Source organism: Cupriavidus sp. 2KB_3, assembly GCF_052115685.1.
Taxonomy (GTDB): domain Bacteria; phylum Pseudomonadota; class Gammaproteobacteria; order Burkholderiales; family Burkholderiaceae; genus Cupriavidus; species Cupriavidus campinensis.
In genome coordinates, this window is the sequence record NZ_JBFRHD010000030.1 from 18,976 (window position 1) to 34,631 (window position 15,656).

General features: G+C 67.7%; 14 protein-coding genes. 4 read left to right on the forward strand and 10 right to left on the reverse strand.

Annotated features, from left to right (window positions below; all coding sequences use genetic code 11):
* Positions 1-76 precede the first annotated feature (76 nt).
* A complete protein-coding gene (dnaE, locus tag AB4120_RS25505; protein ID WP_149136506.1) occupies positions 77-3,586 on the forward strand; it encodes a DNA polymerase III subunit alpha in 3,510 nt (1,169 codons plus the stop codon).
* Positions 3,579-4,829: a glycosyltransferase gene (locus AB4120_RS25510; RefSeq protein ID WP_244844493.1), complete on the forward strand. Its 1,251-nt coding sequence runs from the start codon at positions 3,579-3,581 to the stop codon at positions 4,827-4,829. Before dnaE ends, AB4120_RS25510 begins: the two co-directional genes overlap by 8 nt.
* Here AB4120_RS25510 and AB4120_RS25515 read toward each other — a convergent pair.
* Entirely contained in the window at positions 4,759-5,544 is a 786-nt protein-coding gene (locus AB4120_RS25515) for a glycosyltransferase family 2 protein (protein WP_149136505.1), read from the reverse strand. The genes AB4120_RS25510 and AB4120_RS25515 overlap by 71 nt on opposite strands.
* 96 nt (positions 5,545-5,640) lie before the next feature.
* Here AB4120_RS25515 and msbA point away from each other — a divergent pair, with 96 nt between their 5' ends.
* Complete coding sequence (gene msbA, locus AB4120_RS25520; protein WP_149136504.1) at positions 5,641-7,407, forward strand: lipid A export permease/ATP-binding protein MsbA; 1,767 nt, start codon at positions 5,641-5,643, stop codon at positions 7,405-7,407.
* A 24-nt stretch (positions 7,408-7,431) separates the two neighbouring features.
* Here msbA and AB4120_RS25525 read toward each other — a convergent pair whose 3' ends face one another.
* The 9 genes from AB4120_RS25525 to phnG form a co-directional block, all read right to left on the reverse strand.
* A complete protein-coding gene (locus AB4120_RS25525) occupies positions 7,432-7,944 on the reverse strand; it encodes a hypothetical protein (protein ID WP_149136503.1) in 513 nt (170 codons plus the stop codon).
* 195 nt (positions 7,945-8,139) lie between these two features.
* Positions 8,140-8,712 (reverse strand): MOSC domain-containing protein, encoded by a 573-nt coding sequence (locus AB4120_RS25530; protein WP_149136502.1) that lies wholly within the window; start codon positions 8,710-8,712, stop codon positions 8,140-8,142.
* A complete protein-coding gene (locus AB4120_RS25535) occupies positions 8,712-9,920 on the reverse strand; it encodes an alpha-D-ribose 1-methylphosphonate 5-triphosphate diphosphatase (RefSeq protein WP_149136501.1) in 1,209 nt (402 codons plus the stop codon). The genes AB4120_RS25530 and AB4120_RS25535 overlap by 1 nt, the downstream gene beginning before the upstream one ends.
* 15 nt (positions 9,921-9,935) lie before the next feature.
* Complete coding sequence (gene phnL / locus AB4120_RS25540) at positions 9,936-10,673, reverse strand: phosphonate C-P lyase system protein PhnL (protein WP_144197471.1); 738 nt, start codon at positions 10,671-10,673, stop codon at positions 9,936-9,938.
* 5 nt (positions 10,674-10,678) lie between these two features.
* The gene (gene phnK / locus AB4120_RS25545) at positions 10,679-11,455 is read right to left on the reverse strand and encodes a phosphonate C-P lyase system protein PhnK (protein WP_149137573.1); all 777 of its coding nucleotides are present in this window, start codon (positions 11,453-11,455) and stop codon (positions 10,679-10,681) included.
* Positions 11,452-12,348, reverse strand: a complete 897-nt coding sequence (locus AB4120_RS25550) for an alpha-D-ribose 1-methylphosphonate 5-phosphate C-P-lyase PhnJ (protein ID WP_149136500.1) — start codon at positions 12,346-12,348, stop codon at positions 11,452-11,454. Before AB4120_RS25550 ends, phnK begins: the two co-directional genes overlap by 4 nt.
* Positions 12,345-13,487, reverse strand: coding sequence for a carbon-phosphorus lyase complex subunit PhnI (locus tag AB4120_RS25555; RefSeq protein ID WP_441642996.1), 1,143 nt, complete (start codon positions 13,485-13,487; stop codon positions 12,345-12,347). The genes AB4120_RS25550 and AB4120_RS25555 overlap by 4 nt, the downstream gene beginning before the upstream one ends.
* 1 nt (position 13,488) lies before the next feature.
* Positions 13,489-14,151, reverse strand: coding sequence for a phosphonate C-P lyase system protein PhnH (phnH, locus tag AB4120_RS25560; RefSeq protein ID WP_441642997.1), 663 nt, complete (start codon positions 14,149-14,151; stop codon positions 13,489-13,491).
* A 1-nt stretch (position 14,152) separates the two neighbouring features.
* Positions 14,153-14,629: a phosphonate C-P lyase system protein PhnG gene (gene phnG, locus AB4120_RS25565; RefSeq protein ID WP_149136498.1), complete on the reverse strand. Its 477-nt coding sequence runs from the start codon at positions 14,627-14,629 to the stop codon at positions 14,153-14,155.
* Between the two features lie 195 nt (positions 14,630-14,824).
* Between phnG and phnF the strand changes: the two genes are divergently transcribed.
* Positions 14,825-15,559 carry a phosphonate metabolism transcriptional regulator PhnF gene (gene phnF / locus AB4120_RS25570; RefSeq protein ID WP_149136497.1) on the forward strand — a complete coding sequence of 245 codons (735 nt, stop codon included), beginning with the start codon at positions 14,825-14,827 and terminating at the stop codon, positions 15,557-15,559.
* Positions 15,560-15,656: the final 97 nt, after the last annotated feature.

Consider the following 15,656-nt stretch of genomic DNA (forward strand, 5'->3'; position numbering starts at 1 on the left):
CAGACGTCGCCCGAGCCCCTCATTTTCCGAAAAGTCTCAAGTTTTCAGGCGGGGGGAGCCGGTACAATGGCGCCCTATGTCTGCACCCCGCTTCGTACACCTCCGCCTGCATTCCGAATACTCCGTCGTGGACGGCATCGTCCGTCTGGAGGATGCCGTCAAGGCCGCCGCCAAGGATGGCATGGGCGCGCTCGCCCTGACCGACCTCGCCAACGCATTCGGCCTGATCCGCTTCTACAAGGAAGCGCGCGGGGACGGCGTGAAACCGGTAGTGGGCGCTGACGTCTGGCTGACCAACGCCGATGACCGCGACAAGCCCGCGCGCATGCTGCTGCTGGTGCAGGACCGCCGTGGCTACCTGAACCTGTGCATGCTGCTCTCGCGTGCGTGGCTGGGCAACCAGCACAAGGGCCGCGCCGAGATCGAGCCGGGCTGGTTCGACGAACCCGGCGAGGACGGGCTGCCGCTGGCCACGGGCATGATCGCACTATCCGGCGCCATGGGCGGCGATATCGGTCAGGCGCTGGCCAACGGCAATGAGGAAGGCGCCCGCCGCGCTGCGCAGCACTGGGCGCGCGTGTTCCCGCAGCGGTTCTATATCGAACTGCAACGGGCCGGGCACCCCGGCACCGATGCCTACGTCCAGCAGGCCGTGCAGCTGGCTGCCGCGATGCAGCTGCCGGTGGTGGCCACGCACCCGGTGCAGTTCATGACGCCGGACGACTTCACGGCGCACGAGGCCCGCGTCTGCATCGCGGAAGGCGAGTTGCTGGCCAACCCGCGCCGCACGCGCAAGTTCACGACCGACCAGTATTTCAAGACGCAGGACGAGATGTGCGCGCTGTTCGCGGACATTCCTTCCGCGCTGCAGAACGCCGTCGAGATCGCGCGGCGCTGCAACCTGACGCTGGAACTGGGCAAGCCGCGCCTGCCGCTGTTCCCCACGCCGGACGGCATGTCGCTCGACGACTACCTGATCCACATGGCGCGCGAGGGCCTCGAGAAGCGGCTGGTTGTCCTGTTCCCGGACGAAGCCGAGCGCGAGGCGCAGCGGCCCGAGTACTACGCGCGGCTGGAGTTCGAGACCGGCACCATCATCAAGATGGGCTTCCCGGGCTACTTCCTGATCGTGGCGGACTTCATCAACTGGGCCAAGAACAACGGCGTGCCGGTGGGGCCGGGCCGTGGCTCGGGCGCCGGCTCGCTCGTGGCGTACGCGCTGGGCATTACCGACCTGGACCCGCTCAAGTACGCGCTGCTGTTCGAGCGTTTCCTGAATCCGGAGCGGGTCTCGATGCCCGACTTCGACATCGACTTCTGCCAGCACGGCCGCGACCGCGTGATCACGTATGTGAAGGAGAAGTACGGCAAGGACGCCGTGTCGCAGATCGCCACGTTCGGCACCATGGCTGCCAAGGCGGCCGTGCGCGACGTGGGCCGCGTGCTGGATCTCGGCTATGGCTTTGTCGACGGCGTGGCCAAGCTGATTCCGTTCAAGCCGGGCAAGCTCGTCACCATCGAGGAAGCCAAGAAGGAAGAGCCGGTCCTGGCCGAGCGCGAGAACAACGAGGAAGAGGTGCGCCAGCTGCTGGAGTTGGCGCAGCGCGTGGAAGGCATGACCCGGAACGTGGGCATGCACGCCGGCGGCGTGCTGATCGCGCCGGGCCGGCTCACCGATTTCTGCCCGCTCTACACCCAGGGCGGCCAGAACGACGGCATGAGCGGCGTGGTGAGCCAGTACGACAAGGACGACGTGGAGGCCGCCGGCCTGGTCAAGTTCGACTTCCTGGGCCTGACCACGCTGACCATTCTCGACTGGGCCGAGCGCTACATCCGCCGGCTGGACCCGAGCAAGGCTGACTGGAATTGCAGCCAGATCCCGCTGGCCGATGGCCCCGCGTTCGACATCCTGAAGACCGCCAACACGGTGGCCGTGTTCCAGCTGGAAAGCCGGGGCATGCAGGGCATGCTGAAAGACGCCAAGCCTGACCGCTTCGAGGACATCATCGCCCTCGTGGCACTGTATCGCCCGGGTCCGATGGACCTGATCCCGAGCTTCTGCGCCCGCAAGCATGGCCGCGAGAAGGTCGAGTACCCCGATCCGCGCGTGGAACCGGTGCTCAAGGAGACCTACGGCATCATGGTCTACCAGGAGCAGGTGATGCAGATGGCGCAGATCATCGGTGGCTACTCGCTTGGCGGCGCCGACCTGTTGCGCCGCGCCATGGGCAAGAAGAAGGCCGAGGAGATGGCCAAGCACCGCGAGCTGTTCCGCGAGGGCGCCGCCAAGAACGGGCTGTCGTCACAGCAGGCCGACGACATCTTCGACCTGATGGAGAAGTTCGCCGGCTACGGCTTCAACAAGTCGCACGCGGCCGCCTACGCGCTATTGGCGTACTACACGGCGTGGCTCAAGGCGCACCATCCGGCCGAATTCATGGCGGCCAACATGTCGCTGGCCATGGACGATACGGACAAGGTCAAGATCCTTTATGAGGATTGCCGCCTGAACGGCATCGCCGTGCTGCCGCCAGACGTCAACGCCAGCGAATACCGCTTCGCCCCGACCGATGCCAGGACCATCCGCTACGGGCTGGGCGGCATCAAGGGCTCGGGGCAGGGCGCCATCGAGGACATCCTGCGCGCCCGCGAGGAAAAGCCGTTCGCGGACCTGTTCGACTTCTGCGAGCGCGTGGACCGCCGGCAGGTCAATCGCCGCACGATCGAGGCGCTGATCCGCGCCGGCGCGTTCGACAGTCTCAATGACAATCGTGGCCAGTTGCTGGCCTCGGTGTCCATCGCCATGGAAGCGGCCGAGCAGAAGGCGGAGTCGGCCAACCAGGTGTCGCTGTTCGACCTGATGGGCGACGCCGGCGATGCCCACCGCCCGGAACTGCTCGACGAGCCGCGCTGGACGCCCAAGCGCACGCTGCAGGAGGAAAAGCAGGCGCTCGGCTACTACTTCTCGGGGCACCTGTTCGACGCCTGGCGCGACGAGGTACGCCGCTTCGTCAAGGGCACGCTGGCCGGGCTCGAGAAGGAAGTGCAGGGCAATGGCGGCGGCTATGGCCGCGACGTGCGGGGCAAGATCGTGGCGGGCGTCATCACCGGCATTCGCACGCAGATGACCCAGCGCGGCAAAATGTTGATCGTGCTGCTCGACGATGGTACGGGCCAGATCGAGATGACCGTGTTCAACGAGTTGTTCGACGCGAACCGCCACATGTTCCGCGAGGATGAGCTGCTGATTGCGCAGGGCAATGCCCGCCACGATACGTTCACCGGCGGCGTGCGGTTCACGGCTGAGTCGGTGATGGACCTCGTGGCCGCGCGCGCCAAGTATGCCGATGCGATCTGCCTGGGTTTCAACGGCAACGCCTCCACCGAGCGGCTGCGCGAACTGCTGACGCCGTACCTTGCCCACACGGCGCGTACGCCCGGCGTGCCGGTGCGTATTCGCTACGTCAACAAGACCGCGCAGTGCGAGGCCACGCTGGGCGAGCAATGGCAGGTCACGCCGTCGGACGACGCGCTGACCACCTTCCGCAACGCGCTGGGCGATAGCGTCCGGATGATCTATGGCTGAGGCGGCGGTGCAATCGATGACGCAGGGCGGCAAGCGGCGCATCCTGTTCCACGTCACCCATCTGCTGCATGGGGGAATCGAGACCGCGCTGGTCTCGCTGCTGACCTCGCTGGACCGCAGCCAGTTCGAGATCGGGCTGACGATCACCTATCCGTCGGACGAACTGGCCTCGCATTTTCTTGAGAGATTGCCGAAGGACGTGAAGGTCCACGTGCTGGCGCCCGAGGCCTGGCTGTCGCACTGCCGGCAGCTCAAGAAGAAGCGCAAGCTCGGGCCGCTCGGCAAGATCTACGAGGAACTGCTGCTGCCGCCGGTGCGCAAGCCGGTGCTGAACCGGCGCTTCCGCAAGATCCTGCAGGGCTATGACCTCGTAGTGGACTACGACATGTCCGTGTCTCGGCTGACGGGCAAGCTGCCCGTGCCGATGATGGGCTACCAGCATTTCAGCGTGGCGCACCTTGCGCGCGGGCATGGCCGCAAGCTCCGCAAGCTGCGGCGGCAGTGCCGCGAGCATTACGATGCCGTGGTCGTGCTCAATGACAGCATGCTGCGCGATGCGCAGGCGCTGATCCCGGAGGCTGCGGACCGGTTCGTACGGCTCTACAACCCGATCGATCTGGACAGCATCCGCGAGAAGGCCAAGGCACCGGTCGATGCGCCGGCCGGGCCGTTCGTCGTGTCGGTGGGCCGGCTCGAGGAGAGCCAGAAGGACTTCACCACGCTGCTGCACGCCTATGCGCGGCTGGTGGCGGATGGTATCGAGGACAGGCTGGTCATCGTCGGCGATGGCGCCTCCCGCCCGCAACTCGAGGCCCTGGCCAAGTCGCTCGGCATTGCTGACCGCGTCACGTTCCAGGGTTTCCAGTCGAACCCGTACGCCTGGATCCGGCGCGCGCGCCTGATGGCGTTCAGTTCGAAGATGGAAGGGCTGCCGAATGTCCTGCTGGAGGCGCTGGCGGTGGGTCAGGTTGTGGTCAGTACCGACTGCCCGACCGGGCCGCGCGAGATTCTCGATGAGGGCCGGGCGGGGCTACTGGTGCCCGTCGGCGATGCGCCGGCGCTGGCGGATGCGATCGGGCGCGGCCTGCGGGATGTCTCGCTGCGTGCCGCGCTGCTGGCGCACGCGGCGGTCCATATCGAGCAGATGGGCTTTGGGCCCACTGCGCGTGAATTCAGCGTGGTGGCAAACCGGCTGATGGCGGGGGTGTCTCCGCTGCCTGCCGGTGCAGCAGCCACAGCTTGACGTGCTTGTAGTAACTGGCCTGCCCGTTCATCAGCGCCACGCCGAGCCCCTGCGGGCCGTCGAGGAAGCCGCGCCGGAACAGGTAGGTCCGCAGGAAGGCCCAGGTGCCGTGCAGCAGGGCGCTGGCTGGCGAGGCGGTCTTGCCGCGCGCGAAGGCTTGCCGGGCGCCGAGCGTTGAATATTGATCGATCTTGCGCAGCACCTGCGAGAAGTCGTCGTAGGTGTAGTGCAGCAGCGGTGAACGCAGATGGGCCACCGGAGCATCGGTGACCACGTTCTCGTGGACGAGGTCATCGGTGAAGCGGGCCTTGCCCAGCCGGAACAGGCGGGTGAGGCGGTCCGGATACCAGCCGCCGTGGCGGATGAACCGGCCGCAGAACCGCGAGAGCCGGGGCATGTCATAGGCATCGGCCTGGCCCGAGTCGATGGCGGCCAGGATCTCGTCGCGCAGCGCGGGCGTGACACGCTCGTCGGCGTCGATGGACAGGACCCACTCACTCTGGGCCTTGGAGAGGGCGAGGTTTTTCTGGGGGCCGAAACCAGGCCACGTGGCGGTTTCGTAGACCTCCGCACCCATGGCGCGGGCAGCCTCCACGGTGCCGTCCGTGCTGCCCGAATCCACTATAATCGCGCGGTCGCACCAGGAGACGCTTTCGAGGCACTCCCGGATATTGTGTGCCTCGTTTTTCGTAATCAGTACGACAGAGATTTTCATAGAGATGCTTGCAAGGTTCCCCTTTTGGAACGCCATTCTAGCGGTAGTCGCAGTCTTGGCAGGCACAACCCCCCGTGCGAGCGGGGCGGAGTCATCGTGAACGAAAACAATAAACAAACGCCCCAGGAAGCCGACACCCTCAAGCGGGTCTGGGCTTACCTGAAGCCAGAGATGCGCCTGTTCGCGCTGGCCATCTTCGCCATGGGGCTGGTGGCCGCCAGCGAGGGGATTATCCCGAAGGTCGTCAACGACCTGCTCGACAAAGGGTTTGGCGGCGACTACGCCGGCAAGCTCTGGCATGTGCCCGCGCTGCTGACCGGTGTGGCGCTGGTCCGTGGCGTGGCGCAGTTCGCGTCCGGCTACCTGCTGGCGCAGATCTCGAACCGCGTGCTGTTCAAGATGCGCATGCAGATGTTCGGCCGCATGCTGCAGGCGCCCGCGCTGTTCTTCCACCGCAACACCGCCGCGTCGCTGATCAACGCCGTGATCTTCGAGGTCAACCAGGTGATGCAGATCCTGACCGGGGTGCTGATCACGCTGGTGCGAGACTCGCTGACCGTGCTGGCGCTGCTGATCTACCTGTTCTACACCAACTGGCGGCTTACGCTGGTGGTGGCGGTGCTGCTACCGGTAATCGGCTTCATCATGTCGAAGGTGAACCGGCGCCTGCGCCGGCTGAACCGTGACCACCAGACGCTGACCAACGAGGCCGCGTACGTGGTCGAGGAAGCCGCCGGCGGCTACAAGGTGGTCAAGCTGCACGGCGGGGAGGCCTACGAGCAGTCGCGCTTCGAGGCCATGGCCGAGCGCCTGCGCGGCTACTCGATGCGCATGGCCGTGGCGGGCGGGCTGAACCAGCCGGTCACCGCGTTCCTGGCCTCGCTGGCACTGTCGGTGATCCTGACCATCGCGATGATCCAGGCCCAGGGCAACCAGACCACCGTGGGCGGCTTCACCGGCTTTGTCATGGCGATGCTGCTGCTGATCTCGCCGCTCAAGCACCTGACCGACCTGAACCAGCCGCTGCAGCGCGGGCTCACCGCCGCCGAGATGATCTTCCGCCTCATCGACGAGCCGATCGAGCCGCAGACCGAAGGCCTGCCGCTCGAACGTGCGAAGGGCGATCTGGTGTTCGAGGACGTCGGTTTCCGCTATGGCGATGCCGGCCGGCCGGCGCTCCAGCACGTCAATTTCCGGGTGGCCCCGGGCGAGGTGGTGGCGCTGGTGGGTCCGTCCGGCAGCGGCAAGACCACGCTGGTCAATCTCGTGCCGCGCTTCTTCGATCCGACCGACGGCCGGATCGTGCTCGACGGCCAGCCCATCGCCCAGTTCGCGCTGGCCGACCTGCGTCGCCAGATCGCGTTCGTGAGCCAGGATGTCGTGCTGTTCAACGATACCGTGGCGGCCAATGTGGCCTACGGCGTTCATCCGCGTGAGGCGATCGATATGGCACGCGTGGAGCGTGCACTCGCAGCGGCCTACCTGACCGATACGGTCAAGGGGTTGCCGGAGGGGCTGGAGACCAATATCGGCGACAACGGCATGAAGCTGTCTGGCGGGCAGCGCCAGCGGTTGGCCATTGCGCGTGCGATCTACAAGGATGCCCCGATCCTGATCCTGGACGAGGCCACTTCCGCGCTCGATTCCGAATCGGAGCGGCAGGTGCAGGCGGCGCTGGAGTCGCTGATGGTGGGGCGGACCACGCTCGTGATCGCCCACCGCCTGTCCACGATCGAGAACGCCGACCGCATCGTCGTGCTGGAGCAGGGCCGCGTGGCCGAGCATGGCAGCCATGCCGAACTGCTCGCCGCCAACGGGCTCTACGCGGGCCTGCACCGCATCCAGTTCGCGACCCAGCAGTAACTTCCTCCGATCCCCCGAGGGCGCTTAGCGGATCTCCGCGCAAGCGCCGCTTTTCGGGTCGAACAGCACCGGCCACGCCTGCTCGTAGATTCCCGGCGTGCAGTGTTTCTCGCAGCGGGCATGGGCCAGCGTCACCCGGCGCGGGTCCTGCCACACCATCAGTTTGCAGCCGCTGCCGTCAATTGCATGCAGTTCGATGTGTGGCGTCTGCTGTACCTGCTTGAAATCCTCCAGATCGAACTGGCACGAACCCTTCCGGGACACCCAGAGCTTCCATCTCAGGGCCTGCACGGCATTGTGTGAAACCTTGACCAGTGCGTCCTCGCGGAAGCCATCCTCCTCGGTCCGCTTGCAACTGCCCTGTAACTCGATCACACGCGCCGCGATGGGCGTGGCGCGAGTTTCAGGCGGCGGCGGGTAGGGCTTTGGGGCGGTGGGGCCCTGCAAGGGCGCCGAGCGGTCAGCCAGCATCGGCGGCGCGCAGGCCGCACATAAAAAAACAGCCAGCATGGCTGGCAGTATGGGTTTGAACGGCATGCTGGCTCCTCGGGTGCGATCCGGCCGTCCTGCTTGGCGGCCCGCCTTCCTTATATATAGAGAGGAAGGCGCCGGAACGCGAGCGCGAGGGGATTGGGACAAGCCCTGAGGAACGCGCCTGCCCCGGCAATCTATAGTAAGAAGATGTGCGGCACGCGCCGGCTTCTCGTACTCGTCAGACCCGTTTCAAACGCTTCAGACGCGTTCCAGCCGTTTGTGCGGCAGTGGCGGCAGCGTCGTTTCGATGCCCTGCCCGGGCCGCACCACGCCGCCCGCTACGACTACGCCCATCACGCCAGCCTTGCGCACGATCTCGCCGTGCGCGTCCTTAACCACCACCTGACTCAGCAGCCCCTCGCGGAACTGCTCGATCTGCGCGCACGGGTTGCGCAGCCCGGTGATCTCGATCTGTGCATCGCCAATCCGCAAGCGGGTGCCGACCGGCAGCGCGAGCAGGTCGATGCCGGCCGTGGTGATGTTCTCGCCCAGTTCCCCATAGCCGATGTCGAACCCGGCCGCCGCCAGCGCCGCGTGCAGCTCGGCGTGGATCAGGTGGACCTGACGCAGGTTCGGCTGGGTCGGGTCCACGGCCACGCGCGAGCGGTGCTTGACCGTGGTGCCGGCATGGGCGTCGCCTTCCACGCCGATGCCGGGCAGCAGCCGGATGGACGCCTCGCGCGGCTTGCTGAAGCCGTGCACGGGGCTGCGGCTCACCGCCACCACCTGCGCCAGTCCGGCGGCCTGTTCGTCCGACTGCGCGGCTCGCATCAGGCGACCTCGCGCATGGCTTCGCGCGGCGCGGCTTGCTGCACCGCGCCAGCCGGGTAGCCGGCCGAGAACACCAGCCGGCCCGCCGACCACGTGTGCGTGACCAGCGGCTGCCCGGCCACCGTGGCCACGGCGATCAGGTCTGCGCGCAGACCCGGCGCCAGGCGGCCCCGGTCGTCGAGCAGGCAGGCATCGGCCGGGTTGGCGGTGACCAGCGCCAGCGCCTCGTTGAGCGGCAGGTCGGCCTGCCGGGCGGCGGCGTAGGCCGAGGCAATCAGCGTGGACGGCTGGTAGTCCGAACAGAGGATGTTGCCCACCCCGGCATGGATGGCGTCGATGGCGCGCATCGACCCGCTCTGGCTCTTGCCGCGCAGCACGTTGGGGGCGCCGAGGATGGTCGGCAGCGCGTGCGTGGCCGCCGCGCGGGCGGTCTCCAGGTTGATCGGGAACTCGCTCATCCGCACCCCGAGTGCCTGCATCGCGGCAATGCGCTGGGGGCTGTCGTCGTCATGGCTGGCCGTGGGAATGCCCAGTTCGTGCGCCCGGGCCACCAGCCGGTTCACGCGCTCGTGCGCACCGTCCAGCTCGGCGGATTTCCTGGCGGCGGCGTCGGCGGCTTCCTCGCGGCTCATGCCGTGGTTGCCCATCATGTACGAGAGATAGGCGTCCAGCGTCTTGAACTGGCCCTGGCCCGGGGAGTGATCCATCACGGAAAGCAGGTCCACCACGCCTTCGGCCATCAGCATTTCGAGCACGGGCACGGCGGCGGCGTCGGTCACCTCGTAGCGGCAGTGGATGCGGTTGTCGACCAGGCTGTGCGCGCGGTACGCGGCCACGGTACGCACCAGCGTGGCGGCGGTGTCGTTGTTGCGCACGCCGAACTGGTTGCTGGCGAACGAGAGCGCGTGGTACGGCGTGGTGATGCCGGCGGCGGCGTTGCGGCGGTCCACCTGCGCCACGGCGAAGTCCAGCGGAAACAGCACATTGGCGCGCGGCTCGGCCTCTTTTTCGATGGCGTCGCAGTGCACGTCGATCAGCCCCGGCATGACCGCGTGGCCGCGCAGGTCGATCACGGTGGCGTGGGCCGGCACGGCAGCCGGAGCGGGTTCGATGGCGGCGATGCGGCCATCCTCGATCAGCAGGGCGCTGTCTTGCAGCACGCGGTCCGGCAGGACCAGCGTGGCGTGGGTCAGGTAGGTGGTGGTCATGGGGGCGGTCGTCCGTCAGGCGATGGCGGTAGCGGGTTGCAGCGGCAGCAGGCGCGTGGCCACGGCGTCGCGTACGGCTTCGTCGTGGAAGATGCCGATCAGCGCGCGGCCTTCGGCCAGGGCTTCGCGGATCAGGTCGATCACCACGGCGCGGTTGTCGGCGTCGAGCGAGGCGGTGGGCTCGTCGAGCAGCAGGATCGGATGGCCGCCGATCAGCCCGCGCGCGATGTTCACGCGCTGCTGCTCGCCGCCCGAGAAGGTGGCGGGCGGCAGGTCCCAGAGGCGGCGCGGCAGGTTCAGCCGTTCGAGCAGCACGGCGGCGCGGGCGCGGGCTTCCTCGTGCGAGGTGCCGCGCTGCTGGAGCGGGTCTGCTACCACGTCGAGTGCCGAGACGCGCGGGATGGCGCGCAGGAACTGGCTGACGTAGCCGATCACATGGCGGCGCAGATGCAGGATGCGTTGCTCGGGGGCCTGGGTCAGCTCGACCCACGGCGCGCCCTCGGCGCTGGTATCGCGCAGGCGGATGGTGCCTTCGGTGGCCAGATAGTTGCCGTAGAGGCAGCGCAGCAGCGTGCTCTTGCCGGTGCCGGAACGGCCAGACAGCACCAGGCATTCGCCACGTGCGGCGTCGAAATCGATCGCGCGCAGCACGGGCAGGCGGATGCCGCCCTGGTTGTGCAGCGTGAACATCTTCCCAAGGCCGCGCACCTCGATCAGTCGCTCGGCAGGGGTGTGGAGGTTGTCGGTGGACATCGTCGTCAGCCTTGCAGGATGGAGGAGACCAGCAGCTGGGTGTAGGGGTGCTGGGGGTCGTCGAGGATCTGGTCGGTGAGCCCCTGTTCCACTACGCGGCCGCCCTGCATGACCAGCGTGCGGTGGGCCAGCAGCCGGGCCACGGCCAGATCGTGGGTGACCAGCACGGCGGCGAGGCCGAGATCGGTGACCAGGCGGCGCAGCAGGTCGAGCAGGCGGGCCTGCACGGAGACGTCGAGCGAGGCGGTCGGCTCGTCCATGAAGACCAGGCGCGGATGGGTGACGAGGTTCCGTGCAATCTGCAGGCGCTGCTGCATGCCACCCGAGAACGTGCCGGGCACGTCGTCGAGCCGGGACAGGTCGATTTCCATCTTCTCGAGCCAGGCGCCGGCCACTTCGCGCAGGTTGCCGTAGTGGCGCTCGCCCACGGCCATCAGCCGCTCGGCGATGTTGGCGCCGGCGCTGACCTGCATGCGCAGGCCGTCGCGGGCATGCTGGCGCACGAAGCCCCAGTCGGTGCGCGCCAGCAGCCGCATGCGGGCGCTGGAAAGCGTGGCAAGGTCGGTCAGGCCCGATTCGCGCATGTCATAGCTGACGCTGCCGCGCTGCGGCGGCGCCTGCATCGACAGGGCCTGCAGCAGCGTGCTCTTGCCCGAGCCGGATTCGCCGACCACGCAGAGCACTTCGCCCGGATAGAGGTCGAAGCTGACGTCGTGGCAGCCGTGCAGGCCGTCCCAGGTGCGCGTGAGATGGCGGACGGAAAGAAGCGGCGTGGCGGTCATTGGCGCACTCCCGCGGCTTCCACGGCCTGCGCGGCCTGGCGGTCGGCGCAGTACTCGGTGTCCGAGCAGACGAACATGCGGGTGCCGGCGTCGTCGGTGATGATTTCGTCGAGATAGCTGTCCGTGGCGCCGCACTGGGCGCAGCAGCTGGACCATTTCTCCACCGTGAACGGGTGGTCCTTGAAATCGAGGCTCTTGACGGACGTGTACGGCGGCACGGCGTAGACGCGCTTCTCGCGGCCGGCGCCGAACAGCATCAGCGCGGGGCTGCGGTCGAGCTTGGGGTTGTCGAACTTCGGAATCGGCGACGGGCGCATCATGTACCGCTGGTTGACGATCACGGGATAGTCGTAGGTCGTGGCGATATGCCCGTGGTGGGCAATATCCTCGTAAAGCTTGACGTGCATGGCGCCGTACTCGGACAGCGCATGCATGGTGCGCGTCTCGGTCTCGCTCGGCTCCAGCCAGCGCAGCGGCTCGGGAATGGGCACCTGATAGACCATGGTCTGGCCCGCGCGCAGTGCCGTCTCGGGAATGCGGTGGCGGGTCTGGATGATCGATGCCTCGGCGGTGCGCTCGGTGGTCTGCACCCCGGTCACGCGGCCGAAGAAGCGGCGGATGTTGATGGCGTTGGTGGTGTCGTCGGAACCCTGGTCGATCACCTTCAGCACGTCCTGCTTGCCGATGATGGCGGCCGTCACCTGGATGCCACCCGTGCCCCAGCCATAGGGCAGCGGCATCTCGCGGCTGCCGAACGGCACCTGGTAGCCCGGAATCGCCACGGCCTTGAGCAGCGCGCGGCGCAGCATGCGCTTGGTGGATTCGTCGAGGTAGCCGAAGTTGTAGTGGTCGTCGCGGGCGACGGCGGCCGGATGGGCGATGGTCTGTGTCATGCCAGCGTTTCCTCTTGGGTGGCGGCCGGTGCGGGGGCCGGCGTCGGCGCGGATGCGGCCTGCGGCGCGGCGGCCGCCTGCTCGGCGCGCAGGCGGCGCAGCAGTTCCAGGTTGGCCTGGAAGTCGACGTAGTGGGGCAGCTTCAAGTGCTGGACGAAGCCCGAGGCCTCCACGTTGTCGCTGTGATAAAGCATGAATTCGATGTCGTTGGCCGGGGCGTCGGCGGCTTCGCCCAGCTCCGCCGCGCGCATCGCGCGGTCCGCCAGCGCCATCGACATGGCCTTGCGCTCGTTGTAGCCGAACACCAGCCCGTAGCCGCGCGTGAAACGGGGCGCCTCGTCGGCATTGCCGCTGAACTGGCTGACCATCTGGCACTCGGTCAGCTCGACCTCGCCGATCGTCACGGCGAAGCCCAGTTCCTCGACGAACAGTTCCACCTCGGCGGTGCCGTAGCGGATCTCCGCCGCGAACGGGTGCGAGTTGCCGTAGCCGCGCTGGGTCGAGTAACCCATCGACAGCAGGAAGCCCTCGTCACCGCGCGCCAGGTTCTGCAGGCGGGCGGCGCGGTCAGCCGGCAAGGTCAGCGGCTCGCGCGTCAGGTCGGGCGGGGCGGGGTCGCCGGGGGGGATGGTGTCCGCTTCCACCAGTTCATCGGCTTCCAGCAGGCCCGTCACGCGTGGCATGCCGCCGGCCAGCGGCTGGGCCGATGGCGGCAGCGGCTCGGGGTCGCGGCCAGCTTCGAGCGAGAAGTCGAGCAGACGCTGGGTGTAGTCGTAGGTCGGGCCGAGTACCTGGCCGCCGGGCACGTCCTTGAATGTCGACGAAATGCGGCGTTGCAGGCGCATGGCGCCGGTATCGAGCGGCTGGGTGTAGCCGAAGCGCGCCAGCGTGGTGCGATAGGCGCGCAGCAGGAAGATCGCCTCGATCTGGTCGCCGGCGGCCTGCTTGAGAGCGAGGGCGGCGAGGTGCGGATCGTAAAGCGAGCCTTCGGCCATCACGCGGGCCACGGCCAGCGGCATCTGCTCGCGGATCTGGGCGAGCGTGAGTTCCGGCACCGACGTATCGCCACGGCGATAGCTGTCGAGCATCTGGTACGAGTTCAGGATGGCGCGTTCGCCTCCCTTCACGGCTACGTACATGTCAGTTCTCCCCGTGCGTCAGGTGCGTAAGGTGCGTAAGGTGCGTAAGGTGCGTGGTGCGCGTGAGCGCGCAGAATTGGTTGCCGCTGGCCAGCAGCAGGTCCACACCGAGCGGAAAGCTGGCGTTGTTCGCGCGCCAGCTGGCCCGGAAATCGACGGGCAGGCCGGTGACGGTCAGCGCCTGCGTGGTCTCGATGCCGGGGCCGTGCAGCGTGAGCGTGTCGCCATCGGTCAGCGAGGCCACCTCCACGATCAGCGTGGCCGAGCGGTCCGGGTAGGCCGGCTGGCCCTGGGCGCAGTCGGCGAGGGCCGGCATCGCATGGCCGGCCGGCACGCAGACGAAGCTGGCGGCATCGAGTTGATCGACCAGCGGGCAGCCGCAGTGGAAACGCAGGAAGGCGCGCGCCGGGGCGGGGACGTCAGCGGGCAGCCAGACCGGCGTGTCGGGGTCGGCCAGCGTCAGCAGCAGCGCGGCCAGCGCGGGCGAGAGGCCCTCGGGCACGCCGCTGGTGGCGGGTAGCGTCTCCAGCCGGCCCGGATGGGCGAAGGCTTCCAGCGTGGCGCGGAACACCTGCTGGGCGTCATCGACCGGGTTGTCGAAGCCGGGCAGCAGCGAGGCGGCCGGCGTGCCGAAGTTCGGCTGATTCGATTGCGTGGTGGGCATGTCAGTCTTCTCCGCGTGCCATCGTGAAGAATTCGACGCGCGTCTGCGCGGCGGTGGCGGCCTGCTGCGCTGCGCGCTCGGCAAAGGCCTGCGCCAGCGGGGTCAGGACGAGGTCGGTGACGCGCTGGTGCCAGGCCGGAAGCTGGAGCAGGGCGTCCAGTACGGCGGCCTGCTCGGCATGGCGAGTGCCACGGCCCTGCACGTAGGCCACGCCGGCGGTCCCACCGGCTTCCCCATCCTCGATCACCACGGCGCAGCGCGTGACGGTCATCTCGCCCAGATTGAACTGGGCGCCCGTGCCGCCGGCGCGGCCCCGCACCATGGCCATGCCCGACTCCGGCTTGCGCAGCAGGCGGTAGGCCGGCAGCGCCGCTGCCTCGCCAAGCCGCGCGTAGGCCGCGTCCAGCGCGTCAGACCGCGCCAGGGCCAGGGTTCGCAGCCATGCGGCGCGTGCCGCATTGGTTTCGCTTTGCATCATCACCCCTATACGTCTATACGTTTAGATGTAAAATACCACATCACGGCGATACTAGACCACAGCCACATGAAGCTTTGATGACGCGCAGGCCAGCCCGGAGCGGTTTGATCGGGCACGCCACGCGGGCGCTCCGGCTGAGGCACAATCGCATGCAATTGTGGATTTACGATGAATGCATGATGAAAGAGGGAAGCGATGTCTGATCGGGAAGTCGAACGTGGCTCCGGCGTGGCCGTGTGGCGCCAGATTGGCGAGGCGCTGGCGGACGACATCCGCAACAAGCTCTACGGCCCCGGCGAGCAGCTGCCGCCCGAGCCGGAGCTGGCTACGCGCTTTGCCGTGAACCGCCACACCATCCGGCGCGCCATGGGCGAGCTGGAGCTGAGCGGGCTCGTGCGCATCGAGCAGGGGCGCGGCACCTTCGTGCAGGAGCACGCCATCGACTACGCCATCGGGCGCCGCACGCGGTTCTCGCAGAACCTGGCCGCGCAGGGCATGCGCGGGCATATGGAGATCCTGGGCAGCCAGGTCATCCGCGCGCCGGAGGCGGCCAAGCATCTCGGGCTGGCGCGCAATGCCGACGTGCTGCACGTGCAGATGGTGGGCAAGGCCGAGGATCGCACCATCGACGTGGCCGAGCACTACTTCGACCCCAAGCGCTTCCCGGGCATGGAGGAGCAGGTGCGCGCCAAGCTGTCGATCTCGCGCGCGCTGGCGCACTTCGGCATTGCCGACTACACGCGCAAGTGGTCGCGCATCACCGCCGCCATGCCGAGCGCGCCCGTGGCGCGGCTGCTGAACCAGCCCAAGACGCGCCCGGTGCTCCAGGTGGAAGCGCTCAACGTGGATATCGACGGCGCACCGCTGCAATACAGCATGACCCGCTTTGCCGGAGACTGGGTGCAGCTCACCGTCTCCGATAGCGACTGAATCCGGGCGCGCCGCGAGGTGCGGCGCTTGCATCGCATTGGTCTAGACATCCGGTGTAGACATGCGACTGTCATCAACCAGGGGTAGTGTGTTGCCC

Coding starts and splice junctions, on each gene's coding strand:
- phnH (WP_441642997.1), bottom strand. CDS start 14,151: ATGCCCACCACGCAATCGAATCAGCCGAACTTCGGCACGCCGGCCGCC.
- AB4120_RS25535 (WP_149136501.1), bottom strand. CDS start 9,920: ATGACCACCACCTACCTGACCCACGCCACGCTGGTCCTGCCGGACCGC.
- AB4120_RS25530 (WP_149136502.1), bottom strand. CDS start 8,712: ATGCGAGCCGCGCAGTCGGACGAACAGGCCGCCGGACTGGCGCAGGTG.
- AB4120_RS25555 (WP_441642996.1), bottom strand. CDS start 13,487: ATGTACGTAGCCGTGAAGGGAGGCGAACGCGCCATCCTGAACTCGTAC.
- phnK (WP_149137573.1), bottom strand. CDS start 11,455: ATGACCGCCACGCCGCTTCTTTCCGTCCGCCATCTCACGCGCACCTGG.
- phnL (WP_144197471.1), bottom strand. CDS start 10,673: ATGTCCACCGACAACCTCCACACCCCTGCCGAGCGACTGATCGAGGTG.
- dnaE (WP_149136506.1), top strand. CDS start 77: ATGTCTGCACCCCGCTTCGTACACCTCCGCCTGCATTCCGAATACTCC.
- AB4120_RS25550 (WP_149136500.1), bottom strand. CDS start 12,348: ATGACACAGACCATCGCCCATCCGGCCGCCGTCGCCCGCGACGACCAC.
- phnG (WP_149136498.1), bottom strand. CDS start 14,629: ATGATGCAAAGCGAAACCAATGCGGCACGCGCCGCATGGCTGCGAACC.
- AB4120_RS25510 (WP_244844493.1), top strand. CDS start 3,579: ATGGCTGAGGCGGCGGTGCAATCGATGACGCAGGGCGGCAAGCGGCGC.
- AB4120_RS25525 (WP_149136503.1), bottom strand. CDS start 7,944: ATGCCGTTCAAACCCATACTGCCAGCCATGCTGGCTGTTTTTTTATGT.
- AB4120_RS25515 (WP_149136505.1), bottom strand. CDS start 5,544: ATGAAAATCTCTGTCGTACTGATTACGAAAAACGAGGCACACAATATC.
- phnF (WP_149136497.1), top strand. CDS start 14,825: ATGTCTGATCGGGAAGTCGAACGTGGCTCCGGCGTGGCCGTGTGGCGC.